Genomic DNA, 24,636 nt, shown 5'->3' with positions numbered 1-24,636 from the left:
TTGAACTTATCTTATCAAATGTGGATGGAAATTTGCAGATACTGATTATTACCTACTTACGATAATTGAACTGGACGGTAGCCTGTTTCCAGTCTGCCAGTTCAAAGCGGGTAGCGGGCAATGGCGACAACAATGGTCTTTCTTCCTCAAGAAACAAGCTGAGCCGGCTGCCCTCTTTCTTTTGAAAGAGCTTCCGGTTAGACAGTGTAAGCTTATCACTGATAGCACGGTTCAATTCAGCGAGGGAGAAGAACTGTTCATCCCGAAGTGCTGCAGTGATCCATGTAGATATCATACCTACGGTTCCTTCCGCATTCGGCTTGTCCTTGGGAGCTCTGACACGTGCGGGAAAAATCGCAGTCCCATAATGCTCTGCCATTTCCTGATACGTTTCGTTGATCTGCTGGCCTTTCCATCCGCCATTGTGGATAACGGCAGTCTTGCAGTTATCCGGCACTAAGATTTTGGCAACGCCGCCGAAGTATTCGTACATATGGACATGGGCATTGATCCATGATTTCTGCTTCATGTCAAGGAACGCTTCGACGTATGCATACTGGCTGTACGTCATGACTCCGACAAAGATATAGGCTTTCAGTATCCCGCCCGTATCCGGATCAATGACGGTGGCAGGATCTCCTGCCCAGTCAACTTCAACCTGTTCACCGGGTTTCCGGTTGATATGCATGGTTGCACGCCTTTTCTGCTCATCCTGCTGGATGTGATAGCAGAATTGCGAATACATGAGTGGTTCTTCGCCGTTAGCACGGCAGTCCTCCATGTATTCCGTCCACAATAGCTTTTTGCTCACACCGTTCCGCAGAAGTTCTTTGCGGATGTAAGCAAAATCGGGCATCCGTTTGGAAGATGATATTTTGTCTTCTTTGGGGAATAGAAGCCCTTCAAGTTTGCTGTCGGTCATAGAGTTATCCAGTACTGGCATGACGCACTTCCTGGGGAATCGAAGAAGACCCCGGATAAGACTCCTGCAGAGATTGGCTTTGATTACTGCAGCCAGTTATTCGAACTGGAAAAAGAGTATGCGGACCTTGATGCGGAGACCCGGAAAACGAAGCGGCTGGAGACCGTACTGCTCTATATGCCGGACTACAAAGATGAGCCCGAAGGTATAGAAGAGCTGATGCCCTGGTCAGAAATGATACAGCAGAGATGCCGGATCAAATCAAAAAGTTGAAGTTGGAACAGTTTGCTTTAACTATAGCTGGATGCTTTACAAAAAGATAGCCATTATTTTATTGAGCGCTTACCATAAAAAGACACCAATTAAGGTGTCTTTTCTTTATCTGATGTAAAATTTATAAATGGGATATAAAATGCTGGCATCCCACTTTGAGACGTTATTAAAGATATAATCGGTCTTGCGTAAGATAAAAGCATAGCAGGAGCATTTGTGTTTATTAATTTGGAAAAAGAATGATTAATTTGAGTACTACTATTTGAGTTTACAATTTTAAATAATGCAGTCATTTCAATTTCAAAATAAAATGGATAAATATTCGATTCATTACCCAATTTTAGTAATAAACTTACTCTTGCTTCTTCACCTGGAGTTATTACTTCTTGTGTAATTTCACTTTCTATTGACATCCCGCCATTATAGTCATCTTTATCAAAATCATCATTAATTTTAAAATTTAGCTTTGTAAGATAAGGGTTGCTAAATTGAAAATCACTTTTTTTCATCATATCTCCTTTAGGCAGCAGTATATAAATCAATCGAGGATTCATTTTTTGTTTCTTTACCGTTGTCATTTTGTGTTAAATCCAGAAAAGCAATATCTGGAGAACCACAAAAATTATTTGATAAAGCCATAAGCATATAGTTACTCAAAGATATATGTTCGGTTATTGTATGTTTTACACTATTAATTTTAACAGTTATATTTAGGTCTTTTACTTCACTATCAAGATTATAAACATAATCAATATTTTCTTCTTTAAGTAATGAAACATACTCATTAAAGCAATCAATTTTGTTTAGATATTGATTTTTTGAAGGCAATTCATCTTCATCAATATCATCAAAATTTAAAGCTTGATAATGATAATCATCACTTTCAAAATCATAATCAATAATTATTATTTTGTTGCCAGAAGTTTCAAAAGCCGACAAAACACTGATTCTATTTTGAATTACATCAATTAATATTTCATTGCTTATTTTTGTAACTATCCATGAATGAGAATCAATAATATCATCACATACACATAAATAACGATAATTATTGGAATCCTTGCATGTAAAAACAATAGGTTCATTATCGTATTCAAATAAAACCTTTTCTAAATACAAATCTCCAATATCTAAAACATTTGTAAAATAAACATTCATCTTCATAATTTCTCCATATCATTCACTTCATAATTTACAATATGAAAATCTTTAATAATAGTTTCGATTATACCTTCCTCATTATATATCCACCAGTCAATATGATTTTCATCAGCATAATCTGGTTCCCTATCTTTTGTCCTTTGTGATAAACCTCCAATACTATGTCCAACTATTACACAAGGACATGGATATTTTTTGAGATATTTGCTTTTTAAAAAACCTAAAAAATTTCGTGGACTATCATCAGTTAGCGAACATGATGTTCCAAATGATTTAATATCAGACAAACTATGTCTGAACTTTCTTTTTTCATGAAGTGATTCTTCGTATGAATTTAAAAATGTAAATCTATCAATAATTCCACTTTTCGATATACGATAAACTTTCCGGACATAATCTTCTTTGCCTTGTTCATAGATATAGTCTACTAAATCAGGAGGTATTGAATTCGACAACTTTTTTCTTTCGTTCATTAAAGTATATCCTTTTTTATATTAATATACTCAAATTATACCCCCTCCCGGAGAAAAAAGCTAGATCGAACAAATGTTTTAATAAATTATAGCTGATTTTACCTGAAAAATCAAGGCTGTATATACTTCTTAAGTTACCGTAGTTCTATCCACATACCTGCTATTTGACAGAATTAGTTATACACAACTATTTTTAATGCCTAAAATATAAGGAATCCTTACCGACTTTGTAGTAGAATTATGGTGTCTAAGCAAAAAACCACTAAACAAAAATCGGAGGATCCCTTATGACTTATTCTACTACAAATACTAAACGGGAAATTTCATCTTTTTCTAAGTAAGTAGGTAATAATCAGTATCTGCAAATTTCCATCCACATTTGATAAGATAAGTTCAAATGATGGAGGTGATACCAATAAATACGAATGACAATGTAACCTCAAAGGCTGACCTTTGGGCAGACCGGTTCCATGCTTTTCAGGAAAGCGGTTTATCCCGCAAAGAATGGTGTCAGCAGAATGGAATCCCACAGTCTACACTGGGTTACTGGATCCGAAAGCTCCAGTCAGAAGCAGCTGAGACAGAAAGTGCTTCTGATCCGGTGTTTGCAAAGCTCCCTTCGGAACATGAACTCCATTTCAGTACAGCAGGTACAGGAAAACCTCCTGTGATGCTCTGTCTCCCGGAAAATATCCGGATTGAAGCTGCTGCGGACTGTCCAGCCAGACTGTTGACTGCCCTGCTTCAGGCCTTAAAGAACTATGCTTGATTTTTCCGGAAGTACTACGGTCTATCTGGCATGTGGCTGCACGGACCTCCGGAAGAGCTGCACTGGTTTAGCGGCCATCATCAAACTGAAATTCCATCTCGATCCGTACTCCCGCTGTATGTTCGCGTTCTGCAATCGCAGGCGCACATTGCTCAAGATCCTTCAGTGGGACGGGTCAGGGTTTTGGATCCTGATGAAACGGCTGGACCGCGATTCCTTCCATTGGCCTGACACACCGGATGAACTGCAGAAAGTTACGCTGAAAGAGATCCATTGGCTGTGCGATGGTTTATCCCTGAACCCCAGCGGCGCATTTGAAGAACGTCACCCGAAGATCGTCATATGAGCCCGGATCCTGTCAATTCGCAAAAAGCCGAAAATCACTTTGTTTTGGGCGGATTTTCCTCCGTCCCGGAATGCAGTTTCCTATAGGAACGGAATGCTTTTTCTGGTATACTTTCTGGCAGAGATTTCAGAAAGTTGAGGCTGTGTTATGGATCCGCTTTTTACAGAGGAACAACTGAACAAGATGAGCAGGGAGGATATCATCTCCCTGATGAAAACCATGCGGGAGCATTATCAGAAACAGGAAACAAAGATCCAGATCCTCGAAGAAAAAACAAGGGAACTGGAATTCCTGAACGCGATGCTTTCTGACCGTCTGACTCTTGCGCAGCGGAAACAGTTTGGCCCATCCAGCGAAAAATATGCGGATGGCTATACGCAGCTGAACCTTTTTAACGAGGCAGAGCAGGAAGCAGAGCCTGATGCGCCGGAGCCGGAAATGGAGGAGATCCATCCGTCTTCCTATAAAAGAAAGAAACGTTCCGGCAAAAAGGAGGAAGATCTTTCCGCCTTTGAGACAACGGAAGTAATTGAGTATAAGCTGACCGGCGCGGACCGAAACTGTCCGGACTGCAATACCAAATATAAAGTCGTGACAAAAGAGACGGTGAAGCGCCTGAAGTTTGTGCCTGCACGGTTTGAAGTGGCGGAGGAGGCCGCCTATGTTTACAGCTGCCCGAAATGCGGGGCGATGAAACGTCCGGAAAAGGCGCCTTCCCTTCTCAAAGGCAGTGTGGCAACACCATCCCTGGCGGCAGGCATCATGAACGCAAAGTATGTGGGCGGCATGCCCCTTGCGCGTCAGGAACGGGAATTCGCCCGTTACGGCCTGAACCTTTCCACAAAGACCATGGCGAATTGGATCATCCAGTGTGCGGACCGGTATCTGCAGCCGCTTTATGAACTGATGAAGGAAGAATTCCTCCGGAGCCGGTACGCTCATGGGGATGAAACCCGTGTTCAGGTAATCGATGAGCCGGAACAGAAAGGTTCCACCCAGAACTGGATGTGGGTCTATCTCACTGATGAATACAGCGGCGCACCCCGGATGGTCCTCTTCCAATACGACCTAAAATCCCGTCCAAATTATACACATATTTAGGGGGTCAACCCATATAGCTCATAAATGTCTTTTTGAAATGGGGTAAGCTCAGTGGTGTATTTTTTTCGTGTTCCATTTATACTAACACTGCGGACAGTTTTCATTTCGCTTATTACTTTTTGAAGGTCATGATTTTTAAACCATCCAGCCGCATTCATCACCTGCTTTAACCGGGTTGTGATCAGGAGTGCTATAAACTGTATGAAAATCCTGCCTTCCATGGCTGCCGCCGAATGGATACGTAAACGCTTCATGTCAAGATCATTTTTGAGGTCATCGAAACATTTTTCAACAGCATCCTTGTCGCGATACACCTCAAGAGCTTTCGTCTTATCCTTGATGTGATTGCTTACAAGCACGAACCAGCCGATATGGTTCCTTTTATGCCTGCTGATGGCTTCCTCGTTGTAATCCACCCTGATGCCCCTTACAGGTGTTTTGTGAACCTGAAAAAACTTATTGTAATACGAGGCATGCTCCTTTACGTGTCTGCCAGCCATAAGTTCTTCATAACAGCAGTGCAGGATATGGTCAAAATTCCGTTCGTCTGTCGCCGCCTTGAAACTATCATGGTAGACGTGGATATAGAATCGTTGCCCTTTCCACGTGGAAGATTCCGTGACCGCGTACAGTTCGTCCCCAAAGACTGCACAGTAATTGTGATGTGAACGGATGCTATCCCTGTAGCGTTCTACTGCCTTGCAAGCGAAACCGACCGTAAAAGGCACTCCGACCAGGAACTTCTTATGACTGGCATACATTGCGTCAAGGTTCGGTTCACTATAAAAGCCTTTATCCATGACAAAATGACAGGTCGGACTGTCCAAAACGGATATATTCGCTATGCTGTCCTCCAGGGTGTTCACATCCTTTATGCTGCCGGGAATAATCCTGTAATACAGCGGCATATGGGAAGTGACGCCGGTGAGCATAAGGAGGTTGATCTGGGGCAGTTTTTCCCCATCACGGTTGTATCCCCAACGGACAAAGTCAATCAATTCGCTGTAGGAGGATACACTGGTGATGTCCATTGCATAGACATCTTTCTGGCGGTTTACATCAATCCACCTGCTGAAAAAGTTCTGCTGCAGCGCAGGCGTGATCCTTACAAGGAGTTCACTCACCCGCCGGCTTGCAAGCAGAGAACGGCATGGTGGCGGATACATCCGCTGCCACTGTTCAATATGACATAATGCCCCGCCTTCGCTGACAAGGTAATACGCGCACGTCAATATGCGTTTCCAGTCGTCTGGAAAAACTGCGGTGAGCGGTACCGTCAGTCCTATGTCTGAAACAGCTTTATCCAAAAGGGACTGTATGCCGGTGTTTTCAACAACACAGCGGCCAGCAGGTTCTTTCGTTTCAGCCTTTTTGCGGGCAATATCGCCTTTCCTGCGGTTGGGAACCACTTCGCCTGTTGCCGGATCCAGATGCCCGATGCTCTTGCGAATATGTTTGACCTTTTTGGTTTCCTTATCATAAACTGAAACGTTGCTATATACATAGATTTTACCATTTGGATTTTTGACATAAACCAATGACGACATGGCGCGGCTCCTTCAAATATGTGTATAATATTTCTTCTTGTATTATATAATTTATACACATATTTGTAAAGAGAGAATGCTTAAAAACCTAGTATTTTCAATGGATTCACAACATCAGTGAGCTGGTTGTGTATAATTTTTTCGGGAGATTAGGATACGAAAGAACCCGGGCGGGATATCATCCGGTGGAATTCCTTGGGGATCAGTACCAGGGATATTTCACCTGCGATGGATACCAGGCATACCACAGCCTTCCGGAAAGGATCACCGTGACAGGATGCATGGCCCATGCGAGGCGCAGATTTGATGAATCCCTGACCGTTTTGAAAAAGGACTTTACCAAAGAGCAGCTGAAGGAAACAACCGCATATCAGGCAATGGAACGGATCGGGATGTTCTATAAGATCGAAGAGATGATCCGTGACAAGTCACCGGAAGAAAGGTATGAAGAGCGTCAAAAGCAGGCAAAGCCGCTTTTAGAGGCTTTCTTTGAGTGGCTTCATACCCTGGAGGATGCTGTGGACAGATCTTCTAAGATCGGAGAGGCGGTCCTGTATACGCTGAACCAGGAAACCTATCTGAAAAGGTATCTGGAAGATGGCCATCTGAGTATTGACAATCTAGCTGCAGAGCGGGCACTGAAAAATTTTGCCATAGGGAGACGCAGCTGGCTGTTTGCCAAAAGCATCCGCGGGGCACAGGCCAGTGCGACTGTGTACAGCATCACAGAAACTGCGCTTCTGAATGGACTGAAGCCATACAACTATCTCACATATGTGATGGAAAAGATGAAAGAACTCGGTGCGTTTCCGGCAAAGGAAGAAATGCTGGAGCTTCTCCCATGGTCCTCCAATCTGCCTGATGATTGCCGCAGCAAACTTAAAAAGTAAAAGACAGATCTTCCCCCGGTAAGTGCTGGGGGATTTCTTGTAAACGCACCATAGTGCGTACCTGAAATAACACAGGCCGCAAAGCGGTGAATATTCTGCGGTGGAGGAGCCACCCAATCTCATGTGATAGAGCCACAGGATCCGTTATCGAGAGCCAGCCATCCGATGACGGGAGCCATGATGTTATATCTTGGCTCCAAATAGAATGATCTATCCTTTGATTATTCTCTTTCTTTGCTGTTAATGACCTCTAAGTTTGACCTTAACCTGCTCAGGTAGCCTGCCACTGCATGTATTCAAATGCTCTTGGAGAAGCTTAAGTTCGTCGGTTATGTCTTCCATTGCGAGTTCGATATCTGCCTTGTGATAGTATTCTTCAAGATACATGCCCCAGTAGCTGTTTAACTCCTCCAGTGTCTTGACCTTATGGATTTTTACTTCCCGCAGGAAAGCGTCCGCCACCTGATGGAATTTTTCCATTTTCCCTTTGGATTTTCCGCTTCTTGCGGGCGCATGGCGGACAGTTATGCCAAGCTTTGCAAGTGACAGCTTTAACTGCTTTGCGACATACTGGGAGCCATTGTCGAAATATGCTGTGTCAAATTTCCCGGCTTTCAGGATCACCTTACGGAAGGTATCCTCCACGATGCTTTCTTCCTGGTTATCATAAAACTGTGACTGGATAACGTACCGGGAATGGTCATCAATGGCAGAAGACAGATACGTCTGTACCATGGCACCGTTTTTACCGATTGGCAGCTTGCAGCCATATTTAATGTCTCCCTGCAGCAGCATCATCCGGTGGGGCTTACAGAAGCGTTTGGATGAACTTCCGCGTGCATCCTGACACATCTGCATCTGTTTCACACCAAATCCGGCGCGGTAAAGGCAGCGCCCAAGCGTAGAGCGTTTCAGTACCCCGGGTTCTGCCCAGTTTTCCTGCTCAAGGATGAAAATGATCTGTTCTACGGAACGCCTTGGAACTTCCTTTTTTAGCTGTATTGCCTGTTCCACGATCCTGAGGTAGTTCTCCGGGAGCTTTTTGGAAAGACTCCGTTCACCGGCGACCGGTTTTAACCCGGCAACCCCTTTTTCATGGTATGCCGCAACATAACGATACAGGCTTCTTTCTGAAACCCGGGATTCTTCAGCAATCTTACGGCGCAGGCTGCTGCGTTTGGCAGGATCCAGTGTTTCATCCAGCAAGGGTGCGATCAGTGTATAACGGATCAAAGCCTGCTGGTCCTGCCAGTTTACGTCTTTTACTGTTGTCCGCATGGCTTTATGCACCTCCTTGAGCTAAGGATACACCATGCAAAAATGACAGTAAAAACAAAGCAGGTGCAAGGGTATCATCCTCAGGAAGCCCCCCCTCCCGAGTTATATATCATACGGAGAATGGCTTCCAGCCATCTGTCGTTTGATAAGCGTAAATATTCGAGCAGAGACAGCCGGGTATTCAGCAGTTCCTCACTGAATCCCAGGAATCGGTACCCAATGGATTTCAGGTACCCGTTAATCCGGAAGTAATATCAGAATCCTCCTTGCAGGAGAGGTTCCCTGGGACTTTTTTCTTTCTGTATAATGTTACCGCCATTATACAGGTCAAATCCCAGACAGGCAAGTAGAGCAGACTTCGGTCAAATCAAGAGATCAATAACAGATAGAATCAGCAAGAGCACTGCCTCTGAGTATTCCGAGGTTCTGGTATTTGACAGGCTTTTTTGCGAAGACGGGTAACTGCATTGTAAAAACAGCTGGGAGAAATCCCGTGTTCGATACATCACGCAGCATCCGTCAGTCCACTCTGCCTGCATTCTGTTACCAGTTCCATCCATTCATCCAGAGAGCGCCCTGGAGTACGTTTACTGCTCATAGTGAAACCTCCAATTGTAGTGAATTTCAACTTTCCTATCAAGGAAGTGGAGTAAAAATCTATTTGCTATCATTATGAGCGATAAAGTAAGGAATGTATAGCTACCCAATAATTAAGCGCTCACCCAGTAACCCAGTGTAGGCTGTGGGATTCCATTCTGCTGACACCATTCTTTGCGGGATAAACCGCTTTCCTGAAAAGCATGGAACCGGTCTGCCCAAAGGTCAGCCTTTGAGACTGCATTGTCATTCGTATTTATTGGTATCACCTCCATCATTTGAACTTATCTTATCAAATGTGGATGGAAATTTGCAGATACTGATTATTACCTACTTACAAATGGTAACATAAAAAAAGACACCAAGACACTTCACATAAGGAAGTGTCCCTTTGGGCATCTATAAGTATTTGTAATGACGGTTGGATATGATGAATTTGTAGGAATAATTAAATATACTGGAGGAATCTACAATGAAATCTTTGGTACAAAACTTAAAAAGCATACGTTATTGGTACAGGTTTTACAACTCTGATGAAAATGGCTTACAGGCTGTAAGCCAAATGGAACTGATTGAAAAAATGGTAAAAGGGATTCCGTGGGGACATAACCAAAGGATTATGTATAAATGCAAAGATATTTCGGAAGCGTTATTTTATGTGCAGAAAACGATGGATAATGGTTGGAGCAGAACTGTTTTAGAGCATCAGATTGATGGCGGTCTGTATGACAGACAGGGCAAAGCTATTACCAATTTTCAACTAAAATTACCAGAGCCACAATCTGATTTGGCTGAACAGACATTGAAAGATCCATACAATTTTGACTTTCTGACTTTGAGAGAAAAATATGATGAGAAAGATATGGATTTACTTTTTTACCATGTCCGCCTCCATTGCTATGTTGTCGTGGAGTTAAAAACAGAGAAATTCAAGCCAGAGTTTGCAGGCAAATTAAACTTTTATGTAACCGCCGTTAATAAACAGATTAAAACGGAACAGGACAATCCAACAATAGGTATACTTATCTGTAAAGATAAAGATGATGTTGTTGCGGAATATGCCCTTGATGATATTTCACAGCCAATCGGAATTGCAGAATATGAATTAACAAAGGTGCTTCGTGAGGAATTTAAAAGCAACTTGCCGACAGTTGAAGAAATAGAAAGCGAGTTGTCTGAATAAATTGGCTTACGGATTGTAAGCCAATTTACAGTTTAAAAAACTCCATGACTCAAGCAAACGGTTTAGCACCGCTGATAGACTAGTATAACTCGATTTAAATAAGCTTACAATTTAAGCATTGGTAGTAATCTGATTTCTTGGCTTACGTGTCCGTGCTTTGGGCGCACGTTTCCCTTGGTTTTCAGGATAATAATGTAAACTTATTAAAATCGAGTTATACTAGTACAGCATTGCCAAAATAATAATGAATAGACGCTGCTTTTTTATTGTAGTCGGTGCATAATAATTCTATCACTAAAGAATGGATGGGTTATTATGCGAAGGAAAACAATTGATACTATCCCGGTTTTATCTGATGCCATGAAAAACATATTATCTGCTTTTTCAAAAAGCCGCTCCCTTCCGTCAGGACTGGTCAAAAGAGCCAGCATTGTCCTGCTTGCGTCACAGGGGGAACTCAACCAGAATATTGCACCACAGGTCGGGCTTCATTATAATAATGTTGCCACCTGGCGCAGTCGGTTCCTCGCGGCGCTCCCAGCCTTGCGGAGGATTGAAATGGACGCCCCGGAAAAGCTTGAAGATGAGATACGGGCAGTCCTGTCCGATAAAAAACGCCCCGGTGCCCCGTCTGTTTTTACGCCGGACCAGATCATGCGGATCATCGGCCTTGCTTGCAGCAGCCCAAATGATTTTGGGTACGAAGTAAGCCAGTGGAGCCTCCCGCTGTTAGTGGCAGAAATTAAAAAGCAGGGGATCGCTGAACAGATTTCTGAGAAATCTGTCAGCCGTTTTTTAAAAATGAGGTAGATTTACATCCCCACAGAATCCGTTACTGGCTTCATTCTTCGGAAAAGACGGAAGCCCCGGAATCTTTTGCGCGGAAAGTAAACGAAATCTGCGGCCTGTACCAGAGTGCCCAGGAACAAAGCCGGGAAGGTGCACACATTGTTTCCACGGATGAAATGACCGGGGTACAAGCGCTGGAACATAAATATCCTGACAAGCTCATCGGGTTCTTTGATGTTGCAACGGGCCGTATGGAAATGCCGTATTTAAACTCCACACGCACAGAAGCGGATTTTGTGGAAGCCGTGAAAGCATTGGCAGGGACAGACCCGCAAGCCCCATGGACATTTATATGCGATGGCCTAAACACCCATAAGTCGGAAGCCCTTGTCCGCTTTGTGGCAGAAGCCTGTGCCCTTGGCGTGGAACTGGGCAAAAAAGGGAAAACAGGGATCCTTAAAAGTATGGAAAGCCGGGCGGATTTCCTGCATGACCCTTCCCACCGGATCCGCTTTGTCTATACTCCGAAACACAGTTCCTGGATGCACCAGATATTCCGGTAACTGGTATGGCAGTTTTACAGCAGCAGTTTTTTTGGTACAGGCAATCGAACAATGGATTGCGGCGTTAAAAGAAAAATTAGAGTGATTATTATGAATGAGATAGAATGGATATTATGCCCGCTCTGCGGCGGCAAGACACGCAACAGGATTAGGGGCGATACTGTTCTGATAAATTATCCCCTATACGGTCCGAAGTGCAGGCGGGAAAGTTTGATTAAGGCAAAAAATTACTTACCAAATAACCATCATTACAGAGCCAGATGCAAAGACACAGAGCCAATGATTTTGTGAGGAAATTCACAGAGCATTGGCTCTTTCCTTTTATAAGAACAATAGCGGCAAGTCCGTCAAATAAAAAAACGGTAATTTTGACGGCGATTTTTCTATGCCCAGATAATAACGAACCCCTTCAAAATCTGTTTTCCAGTCAGAGGGTGTTCTTTTATGTGCTTTTTAAAAACAGCAATGCAGACGCTTTTGAAAGGCGGCTGTCCATATAATATATTTTCAAAGATTGGCGGATTGCCAGTTGAAAAAATCTTTGCCATCACAAATGGATTCTGCACCTTGTATGTAGAAGTAGAATCTCCATATAACAGAAATAGAAAATCTCAAATCCGTAAAGGCTTTACAGCCCTTGCGGATTTTCTTTTGTCGTTTTTTGTAGAAATACGCTGTAAGGCGCTTCTAAGGTTGGATGCCGTTCAACGCCTGCCAATTTGAATTAGTTATACACCTGTTAAACAGCAATCTTCTCGACCTAATGGGCAAGAAGTATCGCAGGCTGAAGCCTGCTCAATTCAAATTGGAGGAAAAAAGAATGGCATATAATCATGAACGTGAAGATAGAAAATGGCATATCTGGAAAGAAAGGGAAGAAAAAGTATTGCGTGAACATGGAGTTGATGAAAATACTATTGAACAGATCCGTATGGATGACAGGGCAGATTTTAATTCCAACAGACGGTTTGAAAATCAGCTTTCCCACAGGCTATAGGGTGAGGGATATTTTTCTCGCCCTATTCTTTAGAGGAGGATTATTGCAGATGAACAGTTATATAGACAAAACAACCAGAGAGGATTTTACAGAAGATGCCGCTATCCGAAAAGCAATCGACAATATTTACGATATGCTTGCCGAATTGCCAAAAGAAGAACGTCTTGCTTTTTTTAAACAAATCTCAAAACCAAAAAATTTAGATTTTGTAAAGGAGGTGGATGGTATTTATTATGTTGTCTGTTCCCACTTCGATAGGGGACAAAGAGAAGATATGATTACCAAAGTCAATCGGATATTAAGCACAGAAGTGTAAAAATGTTTCAAATTCTCACTTTAAAGCGTTGAAGCAAGGCGGCAGATATGGTAAAATGGAATCACTACAAAAATCATATCCGGCTGTCGGAAAGGAGTTTATTTTGAATAGACAGTCAAAAAAGATTACAGCTCTCTATTGCAGGCTTAGCCGTGATGATAAAAAACAGTAATCAATAAACTATTGGGCTAATCGGGTAGAAAGCAGATGCGCTACATTCAAAATTGCGCGTCTGCCTTTTATTTATGCCCATTTGTTTTGCTATAGGATATTGAAACGGCAGAAATTTTTTCTGATTTACATTTCCCTCTTGACTTGAAGTGAACTTCAAATATTATAATAGCTTTATCAGCACATTAAGGAGGCGACCACTACGACAATCAGGGATGTCAGCAAAAAATTCGGAATCTCCGCAGACGTCCTCCGCTACTACGAACGGGCTGGGATGATCCCGGCCGTCTCCCGCACAGCCGGAGGAACCCGCGACTACCAGGACGAAGACCTGCGCTGGGTGGAACTGACGCTGTGTATGAGAAGCGCAGGGCTTCCGGTAGAGGTTATCGCGGAGTATGTGCGTCTTACGCAGCTCGGCAGCGGCACGATCCCCGACCGTCTGTCTCTTCTGGAGAAGCAGCGGGAGGTCCTGCTGGAGCAGCAGCGGCAGACCAGCGCGGCTCTCGGCCGCCTGGACCACAAAATCTCAGTCTATCAAAGCGCCCTGAAAACGGGGACGCTAAATTGGAACTAGGAGGAAAACTGATATGGAACAGATCAAAAAGAATTTTGGCTTTGGGGCTATGCGTCTGCCTATGAAAGACGGCGAAGTGGATATTCCCCAAACCTGCCAAATGGTAGATGCCTTTCTGGAGGCAGGGTTCAACTACTTCGATACCGCCCACGGCTACTTAAACGGAAAGAGCGAGCCGGCCCTGCGGGAGTGCCTGACAAGCCGCTATCCCCGTGACCGCTATATCCTGACTACCAAGCTCTCCGGTTATCTGTTCAAAAGCGAGGCGGACATCCGGCCCCTGTTTGAGGAGCAGCTGCGGGACTGTGGCGTGGACTACTTCGACTTCTACCTGATGCACGCCCAGGGGGTGGAGAATTTCGCTTTTTTCAAAAAGTGCCGCGCCTATGAAACAGCTTTGGAACTGAAAGCAGAGGGGAAAATCCGGCATTTCGGCATTTCCTTCCACGATCGGGCCAAGGTACTGGAGCAGATTTTGACCGAGTACCCGCAGATCGAAGTCGTGCAGATCCAGTTCAACTATGTGGATTATGACGATCCCGCCGTAGAGAGCCGCAAGTGTTACGAAGTCTGCCGGAAATTTGGCAAGCCGGTGATCGTCATGGAGCCGGTGAAGGGCGGCAATCTGGTTAGCCTCCCGGAGAAAGCCATGGAGGTTTTCAGGGAACTGGGCAGCGCCAGCCCCGCCAGCTACGCCATCCGCTTTGCTGCCGGGTTTGAAGGGATCATGATGGTCCTCTCCGGTATGAGCAGCCTGGAGCAGATGGAGGATAACATCAGCTATATGCGGGATTTCCAGCCCTTGAACAAGAAGGAACTGGAAGCTGTGGGCAAGGTGCAGGAGATTTTCCGCTCCATGAACCTGATCCCCTGCACCGCCTGCCGGTATTGTGTGGAAGGATGCCCGCAAAAAATTTCTATCCCCGATCTGTTCGCGGTAATGAATACGAAAATGATCTACCACGACTGGAACGCCGATTATTACTACAACGAGGTCCACACCAGGCAGGGCGGCAAGGCCAGCGACTGCATCAAGTGCGGCAAGTGCGAGAAAGCCTGTCCCCAGCATCTGCACATCCGTGACCTGCTGGTAGACGTGGCGAAGGAATTTGAGAAAAATTAAGGAGGGCGCGGCCATGGAATATCGCAGACTGCCGAAAGGAACTGAGCAAATCAGTGTCTTAGGCTTTGGAGGCTCCAGTATTCATCAAGCCGGTGAAAAAGAGGGTGTCGATACCATCACCGCCGCAATGGAACATGGTATCAACTATTTTGATATGGCTGTCCCCGAGGCGGTGGCGTTTGACTACTACCGCACCGCGTTTGCCGGGAACCGGAATTGGGTGTATCTGCAGATGCACTTTGGTGCGGACTATTCCTCCGGGAAGTACGGCTGGACAACAGATCTGAACCGTATCAAGCGGGGCATGGACTGGCTTTTGGATAAACTGAACACAGATTATATTGATTTCGGCTTTATCCACTGCATAGACGAACTTTCCGATTTAAAAAATTATATCAATTCCGGCGCACTGGAACACATCCAAAATCTGAAAGCGCAAGGGGTGGCCCGGCACATTGGGCTGTCCTCCCACACCCCGGAGATCGTCAATCGTTTGCTGGACATGGGGGTGTTGGACGTGGTGATGTTCAGCATTAATCCCGCCTACGATTACCGCCATGGCGACTATGCCATCGGCGGCGTGGACGAGCGGCTGAAGCTCTATCAGCGGTGCCAAAAAGAACAGGTGGGCATCACGGTTATGAAGCCCTTCGGAGGCGGTCAACTGCTGTGCGGTGCGCTTTCTCCATTTAAGCGGGCCCTAACCGAAATTCAGTGTATTCAATATGCCCTGGATAAACCGGGAGTGCTGAATGTGCTGCCCGGATACAGAAGCCGCTCCGATCTGGACCGGGCCTTGGCCTATCTGGACGCCGCCCCGGAGGAGCGGGATTATTCCGCCCTCGGCAGCTTTGCCCCGGCGGAGGCTGAAGGTAAATGCGTTTATTGCTCCCACTGTCACCCTTGTCCCAAAGGGCTGGACATTGCCCTTATCAACAAATACTATGACCTCGCAAAGATTGGCGATTCGCTGGCGGCAGATCACTACCGCAAACTGGAACTCCATGCGGATGACTGTATCCACTGCGGCCATTGTGACAAACGCTGCCCATTCCATGCAAAGCAGGGTGAGCGGATGGATGAGATTGCAAAATATTTCGGTACTGCGGGAGGTGTCAGGTAATGGCAAAACTGGTTGTCTTTTATTCAAGAGCAGATGAAAACTATTTTGGCGGAGCCTACCGTTATATTGAGGTGGGCAACACAGAAAAGGCGGCAAACATGATTGCTGCCGCTACCGGTGCGGAACTGTTCAAGATCGAACAGGCCGAACCCTATGCCGCCGATTACGATACCTGCATCGAGCAGGCGAAAAAGGACTTGCAGGCCAAGGCCCGCCCGGAGCTGGCGCGGACGCTGGGCAGTCTGGACGGGTATGATGAAATTTACCTGGGCTATCCCAACTACTGGGGCGATATGCCTATGGCGGTCTATACCTTCCTGGAGGCTTTCGACTGGACGGGCAAGACCATCCACCCCTTCTGCACCCATGAGGGCAGCGGCCTGGCTGGCACCGAGCGGAAAATCCAGCAGACCTGCAAGGGCGCGAAGGTCGAAAAGGGCTTGGCAATCCACGGCAGCAGTGTGGACGGCGCGAAGGCCGCGGTGGAAAAGTGGGTGTAATGGACGAGGCGCAAAGGGCGAGTTATCTGGAGTCCTGCCGGGCGAAAATCGCCAGGAACCGTCACACTTATTGGACAGACCCGCGTACTGGCGGCGGTAAACATACCTGGCGGATTCAGCTTCAAATGGATCTTTTGGAGCGAAACGAAAGATGGTTTGTAGGAAAGACCACAGCCTCAACGTATTGAACTTTGGAGGGGATTTCAATGAAAAAAGTAATGCTTTTGACCGGAGCCGGACAGATCGGCATGGCAATCGCCCGCAGGATGGGCGCCGGAATGAAAATCGTAGTGGGCGATAAAAAGCCGGAAAATGCGCAGGCAATCGCCAGGACGATGAATGAGGCGGGCTTTGACGTGGTTCCCATGGAAATGGATTTGTCCAGCCGGGAATCCATTCTCGCCTTGATTGCCGAGGGACAGAAATATGGCCCCATTACCATGCTGGTGAATGCTGCGGGCGTTTCCCCCAGCCAGGCGCCCATTGAGGCAATCTTGAAGGTTGACCTCTATGGGACCGCTGTTCTGCTGGAAGAAGTGGGCAAAGTAATTGCCCCCGGCGGCGTGGGCGTCACCATTTCCAGCCAATCCGGCTGGAGGATGCCCACCTTGACAGCGGCGGAGGATGCGCTGTTGGCTACCACGCCCACCGAGGAACTGCTGTCGCTGGACATCCTTCAGCCGGAGAACATCCGTGATACTCTCCATGCTTACCAGATGGCCAAGCGGTGCAACGAGAAACGGGTTATGGCGGAGTCCGTCAAGTGGGGTGAGAGAGGGGCAAGACTGAATGATATTGCCCCCGGCATTATCGTCACGCCGTTGGCTCTGGACGAGTTCAACGGCCCCCGTGGGATTTTTTACAAGAATATGTTCGCCAAATGCCCCGCTGGCCGACCCGGTACGGCGGATGAAGTGGCAAATGTTGCCGAACTGTTGATGAGCGGCAAGGGTGCTTTTATCACAGGCTCCACCTTCCTGATTGATGGCGGCGCAACTTCCAGCTATTACTATGGTCCACTGAAGCCGGAGGCGTGAGGGAGTGAGTAGAATGTTAAAAACCGCTGTTTCTGTTTTGCTTGCTATCATCTTATCCGCTTGCGGAATATCTTCCTCAAATGAAACAGCTTCCGTTGTCCCATCTGAAAGTGAGTCGATAGTCTCGGTTGAATCTGACGTTCCTGGCGAAATATCCGAAAAAGAGCGGGAGGACGATAATGACATTTTGGTGGCTTACTTCTCTCGTACCGGCGAAAACTATGACGTGGGTGTTATTGAGAAAGGTAATACTGCTATCGTTGCGGAGATCATTGCAGCGCAGACTGGCGGAGAATTGTTTGAGATAAAGACAGTAAATGCTTATCCAGAAAATTACGAAGAATGTACCGAGATTGCCCAATCGGAAAAGAGCGAGAAGGCCCGCCCGGAATTGGCTGAAAGCATAGATAATTTAGACAGCTATGACACAATTTACCTTGGCTATCCGATCTGGTGGGGCGATATGCCTATGGCGGTCTATACGTTTTTGGAGAGCAATGATTTTGCGGGAAAGACAATTATCTCATTCTGCACTCATGCTGGAAGCGGACTGTCTGGTACTGTTGAAAATATCAGCACAGCTTGCCCAGGTGCAACTGTAAAAACCGGCTTGGCTATTGCAGGAACGACCGCCCAAAATGATAAAGCGGTAGCGGAGCAATCTGTGACGGAGTGGCTAAAGTAAGAATGTCTACCGCATGGATGGTCGGTTCGCTCTTGCTCGAATGTAGAACGATATTTACTCCCCTATTACGGAGTTTTCGTCTGCGTTGCTACTTGGCAAGCAGTTTCTGCTTGTTGGGGTAGCACTTCCATATGTTCAGTTATTATTGACAATAAGTATGGAAATACTCATATGGTTTCAGAGTGTTTGCCTTTGCTGTTTCTGCTATGCTGCAGATGATGGCAGATGCTTTTGCACCGCTGATGGCATCAAGCACCTGCCAGTTTTATATGTTCACTATTTCACAACCCGCGCCCCGGACTCCGGCGCAGCGGTATCCTTCTCAGTATTCCAGATTCCGTCGCTTCCCAGCCAATAATACAAATCCTGGTCGGATGATTTTACATAACAATCAGATTCCATATACCCATTCTGTCCAAAGTAATACCAGTTGTCGCTGATGCAGCGCCAGCTGTTTACCGGGTAGACGTTGTTTGGATATACATAGCGCCATCCGGAGGAGGTCTTATCCCATTTTCCGTTGGTGATAAACCAGGTGTCTTCGGTGCGGATGGTCAGGGGCTCGGAGTTGTCGGTCCATGGTCCGGCCTGGGAGCTGTAGGTGCCCAATGCCCGTACGGTGAATGTGTAATTTCCCTCTACATTGATGTAGGAACTGAAGTCATAGGTGGATTCGGACGTCTTTTGGGTGGTTACCAGTATTTTGTCCCGGTACAGGCGTACTTCGTAGTTTTTGCTCCCGTTTACCTTATCCCACACAGCGGTGGTCTGGTTCCAGCTGACGGATGTGGTAATAGGAAGATTACCGTCTATGGCAGGCAGATACACCTGAAGGATTAAAGCGCTACCATCTCCGTCCTTTTCAGCGGTTTTAAACTGGGCTCCGCAGCCGGTCAGCGAAAAAATGCTGCGTTTGGTGCTGGAAAAGTAGTATCCGTCCTTTGCGGAGAGCTCCACCTCCACGACGGGCCTCTCGCCATAGTCCCACTGGTCATCCTTTTTGTCGTACACGGCTCCTTCCACCTTGAATTCACTGGTGCTGGATACTGCATATACATTGCCTACCAGTTCGCCGCCCTTTGGGGCTGTGTCCCAGGAAAATGTCAAGGGTATGGATGTGATTGCTTTTTCCTGCCCATAGGCGGAGAACAGAGTGCCCATGGAGAGGAACGCTGCCAAGGCTGCGATAATGAGTGATTTTTTTGCCATTGTATATCCCTCCTTGTTGGTTCCGGAAAATTGACTGCCGGTATACATGTTACTATTACTATTGTACTGTATTTTGGGGTAAAATTACAAGTTTTATTTGTTAATAATAGGGGAACTGTTAGTATTGAGCCCGTTACATCGAACCAATTCGGGATAGATACGGATTTATGCATATCCTGAGTAGGCAGGCGGCATACTAATCATGGAGGTGATATCTTATGAGTCCAAAGGAATTAAATTATATTGAGGATGCATTAGGCCATGAGCAGTTTTTGATGAATCAGTGCCAGGAAGCCATCCAGAATCTGCAGGATCCTGCCCTTAAAAATCAGGTACAGCAGATGGAACAGAAGCACCAGCAGATTTTTGACAGTTTTTATAAACTCGTATAAGGAGGAAGCAGAGAATGGACGACAAGTGTATTATGGAGAACCTTCTTCTGACCGAGAAGGGGGTATGCGACCTGTATGTTCACGGAACCATCGAGTCTTCCACGGCTGATGTGCATCAGACCTTTAACCAGGCGCTGAATGACAGCTTGTGTATGCAGGATGACATCTATAAGCAGATGTCCGCCAAGGGATGGTATCAGACGGAGCAGGCGGAACAGCAGAAAATCATGAAGGTAAAGAATCAGTTTGCAGGTATGTAATCCGGCCTGACTGTGTTTTGATAGACTGATTGGAGGAAAGGACGTTAAGCTATGGAATGGTCCGTGGCTTAACGTCCTTTTTTGCATGCCGCCCAACAGTGCTGCCCAAACATACCGTCCAACGGCGCCGTCCTTCCGCCCGTCCATGCCGTTAAACATGCTTTCCGATGGTATGCGGCAGCTGTGTATCGCGGGGATTATACGTCTGGCAGATGAGATGGATCTGTGCCGTGACAGGAACAGTACTCTTGGAGGGGAGGAACAGATGATTTCAGATTCTTACAGCCAGTTGGTATGGAGAACCTATGCCGCGGTTAAGGGAATGGAGCTTACAGAGAAAGAGTGTATATTGTATGCGGAAGGAGGGGGCAGGAACATCTGGGGGAACTGGAAAAATGGACGTGTAAACTGCAGAAAATACGCCATTCATGCCGGTAATCATCCAAACGATGCCGTCAAGACGCAGCCGGTACCATTTTAACGGTATGATGGCTTTGCAGCCATCCGGAGGGCTGTATTGATGATAGATAGTATACAAAAATAATTAAGAAAAGGAGAGCAGCAGAATGGAAAACAACACATTAAAAGCTTCAATAGGTATTGACTTTTCCCTGATTGGGACCCAGCTTCATGCCATGTATGAAAAAAATGAGGGAGGATATGCAGTTCTTTTGATTCCGTCAGAACAGACGCCGGACAGCGGTATTTCCGTAAAGGATCTGATTGACGATATCAAGAAGATGGCCAGGGGCGTGACAGGCAGTGATACTGCCGTGGATACGGCCCAGCTTGAGAAAGCCATGACCGAGGCCGCCAAGGAGGGCGGCTCCACATCCATGAAACTGGAAGATATTGTAATCAAGCTTCAGATGGCTTATCTGTACATCTGTAAAAAGGGAGAGAATTCTGTCCTGGAGTATGCGTTTCAGCTGCAGGTGGTGACAGAAGGCCTGGTACCGGAAACCATTAAGCCCATTGTGGATGTGACGAACCTTTCCATTTCTGTCTGGAATACGGACAGAAAGAAGGTAGTGGACAAGATGGCCCTGATTACTGTGGACGAATACCTGGGCGTGGCTGCACTGCCGGACAAGAGTCAGGCCGCCAAGTAGCATAAGAAACGTAATATACAATGCATCATGGAAAGATTGCGGGAAAGGAGCGGCAGGAATGAACCAGAGGCAGATGTCGTGCAGCATAGCCGTAGAGGGCGCCGTCAGGGGGTGTCCGGCCAGGCTGGCTGTCTGGTATGATAAGAGCGAATTGTCTTTTTGCGGAGAACTTCAGATGGACCAGAGGGGGCCTGCGGGATTATTGGAGGCTGTGGATGGTGAAATGGCTTCCAAATTCGGAGGATACGCCTCCGGTCTGGTCCATGCTTCCAATAAGCGTGCCGCTCTTTCCTGCATTCATGGAATCACAGCCCTGGGTTATGGAGAACCGGGGCTGTATTTTAAAGCAGCAGCAGGCAGGGGAAGCGCAGCCATTCTTTTTTCATTTTCAGCAGATAGTAATAGGGGAAACGCGCAGGTATCCTCCCTTATGGATGCGGTGAAGAAAGCAGCAGACTTTTTTGGGATGGAGCAGTTTTATTTCTTCGGACGTGTGGGAAAGGGGCTGAGTCCCGGAGATTTGATGGATGGGGCGCCGGGAGCCGAGGCTTTTCCGGCTCAGATTGACAGGTGCAGCTTTCTGGCATACTCCCATTTGAAACTGAATGGAGACAGCGTGTTTGAGAGGGCAGTCAGGGAGCTGTTCGGCCTTGAGGAGACGCAGCTTTTTCTGGGAGCAGGTGAAGACGGATTTTTGTGTATGGCGGCAATTCCGGCAAGCAAAAACAGTTTTATGGAGAGCAGGAACATGTGTCTGGCAGTTGGGCTTAGAAGCAGCGCCTTGTCACTGGCCCTTCAGGGTACCTTTCGGTTTGTATTTGTGCCGGATATGGAGTTTCATGTAAACTGCGGCATATCCAGGACCCGCTTTATGGTGGAGGCCTTTGGGGAGGTCAGGGAGCCCATTCATCTGGCAGGCCCGTTTTCCATAGGGGATACCTGCCTGGCCATAGGGTTTGACCAGGGGCCGTCCTTTGCCATGTTTGCCAATCTTTATATACGGGAAATTCACCTGTTTGGGGCTGTGATGCTTACTGTGGCCGGATCGGTTCCAAAGCTGGATTTGCTGTCGGCAGCAGTCAGCGACCTGTCCATTCCCATTTTGGTGAGAAATCTGCTGGGGCTTTCTTTTGACGGCCTTGACAGCATTGATTTTATCCGTATATTAGGGCTTCCTTTCCAGGACATGCAGGCTTTTGACCGGGAACTGGTTAAGAATGCTAACGGATCCCGGCTGGCAGAGGCATTTAACCAGAGAGTCCATGATAACAGCCTGGTATTGGACAAGGCTCAGGTAAAGGCTTCTCCCTTTGGGGATGGGGTGGACCTGGTGGACCAGCGGCGGATGCGTCATTATTACATAGACGGTTCAGGCGGCATCAAGCTTACGGCCCAGTTTTATTATGCGGATGTGAATACCAGGCTGGGCAGCTACACGGTGGAACGGGGAATCTTTGTATGCGGAGTCATTGAGATTTTTAAGGTCCGGTTCGAGGTTCTGTTTTCCTTCCGGGAGGGGGATGGGGTGCTGGCGTATGGACGTATACCGGAGGTTAATCTGGGTTTCCTGAAATTGGGTCCCTCCAAAGCCGGGCAGGAGTCCGGGGAAGCCCTTCCTGTGCCCGCGGACAGTGTGCTGAGACAGTTTATGGGCAAGGAACAGAAGGGTATCGTATTCTTCCTGTCCGCAGGCAAGAAGGATGTGACGTTCTATCTGGACGGAAGGATTGAGCTGCTGTCCATCCTGTATTTTGAGACCAGAATTATCTTCTGCAAGGGGCTTATATCCATCGATGTGCGGTTTAACTGGCTGGCGGTTTTTGATGTGAGTATCCATCTGAAGGTGAATTACCAGGATTTTAACCGGGGCGGATTTGAATTCCGTCTGGTGATTGATACGTCCAAGCTGGCGGAAAAACTGAAGGCAGTACAGGAGAGCATCAACAGAGCCATTGACCGGCTCAGGGATAAGATTAAGAATGCTGCCAGAGAGATTGACAGAGCCCAGGCCCATGTAAATGAGCTGTATGGGCAGATTGATTCCCTGAACCGTAAAATTGAGGACTGCAAACGATCCATCAGGAATGCCAAGTGGTGGAAGAAAGCGTTTGTGGCCATTGCCAAGGGAATTGAGATAGGAGCCTATGAGGTGGCCAAGGCCGGAGTATATGTGGCAATCGGGGTGGCAACAGCTGCTCTTCAGGTGGCCAAAGCCGCGGTGCAGTTGGCCGGCAAGGTTGGAGAGGGTGTCATGAAAGCGGTAAATGCCGTGATACAGGGGGCATTGTCATTCTTCTATATCAACCGGCTGGAGCTGTATGGCAAGGCTGACATGGGCGAACAGGAATTCAGGGCATCCATTGAGTTTGTTGCCCTGGGAAAGACTTACCGGTATGAGACAAAAATGGGCCACTCTGCGCTGAAATCCGATGCGGCAGGCACGGTATCAGGCAATATGAACGGGCGGATGAAAAATGATTTGGACCACATTGAGGATGGGGCTTTCCGCAGCAATTTCAGGAGGTACAGCCACGAAACATATACCATAGAAGAACAGTGCAGGCGCCTGGCGGGAGCCAGGGAGCAGATGAAATCTTCCACAAGGCTGATGCGTTCCATGCAGGAAGCTTATATCCGGGAGTTTCGCGAACCCATGTCTGACTTTGACCAGATGAACCAGGAGTATATGAACGCTCTGGACTGTGTGGGCGGTATTCTGACTACGGGGGAACAGGCCGGGGATGTGAAGGCGCTGTCCGGCTCCATGGGCGGATTAAAGCGTAAGATTACCCTGAAAGAGAAGGAGGGGGTGTTCCGGGATGAGGAGCTGTCTGAGCTGAAGGATGTTATTCACAATTACGACCAGGCAAAGCTTTTGTATGATGAGGTAAAGAAGAGCATGTCCGCGGTTGAGAGCCAGAGGAAACAGATGCTGACGTATGCTAAGCTTCAAAAGAAGAAGACTGGTGAGCGGAAACAGAAGAAGGCGCTGTCCCCGGCGGAAGGGAGTATGGAGCGCGTGCTGAATAAGACCGAGGAAGCCATGTACCGCAGTTTCCCTGTGGACCGCAGCGGCAAGAATTACATTAATCTATCCCGGGAGGGATTGATTCACCAGTATATGGACGAAGCAAGGCAGGAATTTGGGGCCAGGACTTCTGAGAACGTGCGTGTAATGAGGAACAGGAGCCGCAAGGGCAGGTATGACAGCAGGCTGTAAAGCGGTAAGACGCGAGGCGGTA

Annotated in this window: 25 protein-coding genes and 6 pseudogenes; 22 read left to right on the top strand and 9 right to left on the bottom strand. The window is 46.8% G+C overall.

What is annotated here, in order from left to right:
• Positions 1-61: 61 nt before the first annotated feature.
• The 4 genes and pseudogenes from istA to LA360_RS15245 all read right to left on the bottom strand — a co-directional run.
• Positions 62-934: pseudogene (gene istA, locus LA360_RS15260) on the bottom strand (IS21 family transposase); the annotation flags it as partial.
• Between the two features lie 350 nt (positions 935-1,284).
• Positions 1,285-1,707, bottom strand: a complete 423-nt coding sequence (locus LA360_RS15255) for a protein-export chaperone SecB (protein WP_160116340.1) — start codon at positions 1,705-1,707, stop codon at positions 1,285-1,287.
• A 7-nt stretch (positions 1,708-1,714) separates the two neighbouring features.
• On the bottom strand, positions 1,715-2,359 hold the full coding sequence (locus LA360_RS15250) for a hypothetical protein (protein WP_112482172.1): 645 nt from the start codon (positions 2,357-2,359) through the stop codon (positions 1,715-1,717).
• Positions 2,356-2,829: a hypothetical protein gene (locus LA360_RS15245; RefSeq protein ID WP_112482170.1), complete on the bottom strand. Its 474-nt coding sequence runs from the start codon at positions 2,827-2,829 to the stop codon at positions 2,356-2,358. The genes LA360_RS15250 and LA360_RS15245 overlap by 4 nt, the downstream gene beginning before the upstream one ends.
• A 397-nt stretch (positions 2,830-3,226) precedes the next feature.
• Here LA360_RS15245 and tnpA (LA360_RS15240) point away from each other — a divergent pair, with 397 nt between their 5' ends.
• The 3 genes and pseudogenes from tnpA (LA360_RS15240) to LA360_RS15230 form a co-directional block, all read left to right on the top strand.
• Positions 3,227-3,598 carry an IS66 family insertion sequence element accessory protein TnpA gene (gene tnpA / locus LA360_RS15240; protein WP_065549657.1) on the top strand — a complete coding sequence of 124 codons (372 nt, stop codon included), beginning with the start codon at positions 3,227-3,229 and terminating at the stop codon, positions 3,596-3,598.
• Positions 3,591-3,944: an IS66 family insertion sequence element accessory protein TnpB gene (tnpB, locus tag LA360_RS15235; RefSeq protein ID WP_112481961.1), complete on the top strand. Its 354-nt coding sequence runs from the start codon at positions 3,591-3,593 to the stop codon at positions 3,942-3,944. Before tnpA (LA360_RS15240) ends, tnpB begins: the two co-directional genes overlap by 8 nt.
• Before the next feature lie 147 nt (positions 3,945-4,091).
• Positions 4,092-5,033, top strand: a pseudogene (locus LA360_RS15230) (IS66 family transposase); the annotation flags it as partial.
• An 8-nt stretch (positions 5,034-5,041) separates the two neighbouring features.
• Here the strand turns inward: LA360_RS15230 and LA360_RS15225 are convergent.
• The gene (locus LA360_RS15225; RefSeq protein ID WP_112482168.1) at positions 5,042-6,592 is read right to left on the bottom strand and encodes an IS1634 family transposase; all 1,551 of its coding nucleotides are present in this window, start codon (positions 6,590-6,592) and stop codon (positions 5,042-5,044) included.
• Between the two features lie 155 nt (positions 6,593-6,747).
• Here LA360_RS15225 and tnpC point away from each other — a divergent pair.
• A pseudogene (tnpC, locus tag LA360_RS15220) lies at positions 6,748-7,482 on the top strand (IS66 family transposase); the annotation flags it as partial.
• A gap of 240 nt (positions 7,483-7,722) precedes the next feature.
• On the opposite strand, the gene LA360_RS15215 reads toward tnpC, so the two are convergent.
• Together LA360_RS15215 and tnpA (LA360_RS31920) are read right to left on the bottom strand one after the other, a co-directional pair.
• Positions 7,723-8,760, bottom strand: a complete 1,038-nt coding sequence (locus LA360_RS15215) for a DDE-type integrase/transposase/recombinase (RefSeq protein ID WP_112482166.1) — start codon at positions 8,758-8,760, stop codon at positions 7,723-7,725.
• A 710-nt stretch (positions 8,761-9,470) separates the two neighbouring features.
• Positions 9,471-9,632: an IS66 family insertion sequence element accessory protein TnpA gene (gene tnpA / locus LA360_RS31920; RefSeq protein ID WP_416822204.1), complete on the bottom strand. Its 162-nt coding sequence runs from the start codon at positions 9,630-9,632 to the stop codon at positions 9,471-9,473.
• 215 nt (positions 9,633-9,847) lie between these two features.
• Here tnpA (LA360_RS31920) and LA360_RS15210 point away from each other — a divergent pair.
• The 13 genes and pseudogenes from LA360_RS15210 to LA360_RS15150 form a co-directional block, all read left to right on the top strand.
• Positions 9,848-10,540: pseudogene (locus LA360_RS15210) on the top strand (PDDEXK nuclease domain-containing protein); the annotation flags it as partial.
• Positions 10,541-10,855: 315 nt separating this feature from the next.
• A complete protein-coding gene (locus tag LA360_RS15205) occupies positions 10,856-11,350 on the top strand; it encodes a helix-turn-helix domain-containing protein (RefSeq protein ID WP_112482164.1) in 495 nt (164 codons plus the stop codon).
• Between the two features lie 155 nt (positions 11,351-11,505).
• On the top strand, positions 11,506-11,892 hold the full coding sequence (locus LA360_RS15200) for a transposase (RefSeq protein ID WP_112482162.1): 387 nt from the start codon (positions 11,506-11,508) through the stop codon (positions 11,890-11,892).
• Between the two features lie 51 nt (positions 11,893-11,943).
• Positions 11,944-12,183, top strand: coding sequence for a cysteine-rich KTR domain-containing protein (locus LA360_RS15195; protein WP_465245346.1), 240 nt, complete (start codon positions 11,944-11,946; stop codon positions 12,181-12,183).
• A 153-nt stretch (positions 12,184-12,336) separates the two neighbouring features.
• Entirely contained in the window at positions 12,337-12,615 is a 279-nt protein-coding gene (locus tag LA360_RS15190; RefSeq protein ID WP_146774945.1) for a hypothetical protein, read from the top strand.
• Between the two features lie 97 nt (positions 12,616-12,712).
• Positions 12,713-12,862: pseudogene (locus LA360_RS15185) on the top strand (RNA polymerase subunit sigma-70); the annotation flags it as partial.
• A 76-nt stretch (positions 12,863-12,938) separates the two neighbouring features.
• Complete coding sequence (locus LA360_RS15180; RefSeq protein WP_112482156.1) at positions 12,939-13,205, top strand: hypothetical protein; 267 nt, start codon at positions 12,939-12,941, stop codon at positions 13,203-13,205.
• 355 nt (positions 13,206-13,560) lie between these two features.
• A complete protein-coding gene (locus LA360_RS15175; RefSeq protein WP_112482155.1) occupies positions 13,561-13,953 on the top strand; it encodes a MerR family transcriptional regulator in 393 nt (130 codons plus the stop codon).
• Between the two features lie 13 nt (positions 13,954-13,966).
• Complete coding sequence (locus LA360_RS15170; protein WP_112482153.1) at positions 13,967-15,076, top strand: aldo/keto reductase; 1,110 nt, start codon at positions 13,967-13,969, stop codon at positions 15,074-15,076.
• 13 nt (positions 15,077-15,089) lie between these two features.
• Positions 15,090-16,199 carry an aldo/keto reductase gene (locus LA360_RS15165; protein WP_112482151.1) on the top strand — a complete coding sequence of 370 codons (1,110 nt, stop codon included), beginning with the start codon at positions 15,090-15,092 and terminating at the stop codon, positions 16,197-16,199.
• Positions 16,199-16,699: a flavodoxin gene (locus LA360_RS15160; RefSeq protein ID WP_112482150.1), complete on the top strand. Its 501-nt coding sequence runs from the start codon at positions 16,199-16,201 to the stop codon at positions 16,697-16,699. Before LA360_RS15165 ends, LA360_RS15160 begins: the two co-directional genes overlap by 1 nt.
• Positions 16,700-16,905: 206 nt before the next feature.
• Positions 16,906-17,736 carry an SDR family oxidoreductase gene (locus LA360_RS15155; protein ID WP_112482146.1) on the top strand — a complete coding sequence of 277 codons (831 nt, stop codon included), beginning with the start codon at positions 16,906-16,908 and terminating at the stop codon, positions 17,734-17,736.
• Positions 17,737-17,749: 13 nt separating this feature from the next.
• Entirely contained in the window at positions 17,750-18,421 is a 672-nt protein-coding gene (locus LA360_RS15150; RefSeq protein ID WP_112482144.1) for a flavodoxin, read from the top strand.
• Positions 18,422-18,546: 125 nt separating this feature from the next.
• On the opposite strand, the pseudogene LA360_RS31915 reads toward LA360_RS15150, so the two are convergent.
• Positions 18,547-18,686: pseudogene (locus LA360_RS31915) on the bottom strand (transposase domain-containing protein); the annotation flags it as partial.
• An 11-nt stretch (positions 18,687-18,697) separates the two neighbouring features.
• Positions 18,698-19,630: a hypothetical protein gene (locus tag LA360_RS15145; protein WP_112482142.1), complete on the bottom strand. Its 933-nt coding sequence runs from the start codon at positions 19,628-19,630 to the stop codon at positions 18,698-18,700.
• Between the two features lie 218 nt (positions 19,631-19,848).
• Here LA360_RS15145 and LA360_RS15140 point away from each other — a divergent pair, with 218 nt between their 5' ends.
• From LA360_RS15140 to LA360_RS15120, 5 genes are all read left to right on the top strand, one after another.
• Positions 19,849-20,022, top strand: a complete 174-nt coding sequence (locus LA360_RS15140; protein WP_166433706.1) for a hypothetical protein — start codon at positions 19,849-19,851, stop codon at positions 20,020-20,022.
• A 14-nt stretch (positions 20,023-20,036) separates the two neighbouring features.
• Entirely contained in the window at positions 20,037-20,282 is a 246-nt protein-coding gene (locus LA360_RS15135; RefSeq protein WP_002587328.1) for a spore coat protein, read from the top strand.
• 85 nt (positions 20,283-20,367) lie between these two features.
• Positions 20,368-20,763, top strand: coding sequence for a hypothetical protein (locus LA360_RS15130; protein WP_225537548.1), 396 nt, complete (start codon positions 20,368-20,370; stop codon positions 20,761-20,763).
• Positions 20,764-20,848: 85 nt separating this feature from the next.
• Positions 20,849-21,394: a hypothetical protein gene (locus LA360_RS15125; protein ID WP_022202165.1), complete on the top strand. Its 546-nt coding sequence runs from the start codon at positions 20,849-20,851 to the stop codon at positions 21,392-21,394.
• A gap of 58 nt (positions 21,395-21,452) precedes the next feature.
• Positions 21,453-24,614 carry a hypothetical protein gene (locus LA360_RS15120; RefSeq protein WP_022202166.1) on the top strand — a complete coding sequence of 1,054 codons (3,162 nt, stop codon included), beginning with the start codon at positions 21,453-21,455 and terminating at the stop codon, positions 24,612-24,614.
• Positions 24,615-24,636 lie beyond the last annotated feature (22 nt).

The sequence above is a fragment of the Enterocloster clostridioformis genome, from assembly GCF_020297485.1.
Lineage (GTDB): Bacteria > Bacillota > Clostridia > Lachnospirales > Lachnospiraceae > Enterocloster > Enterocloster clostridioformis.
Note: the sequence above shows the minus strand (reverse complement) of the source record. Positions and strands in the feature narration are given on the sequence as shown.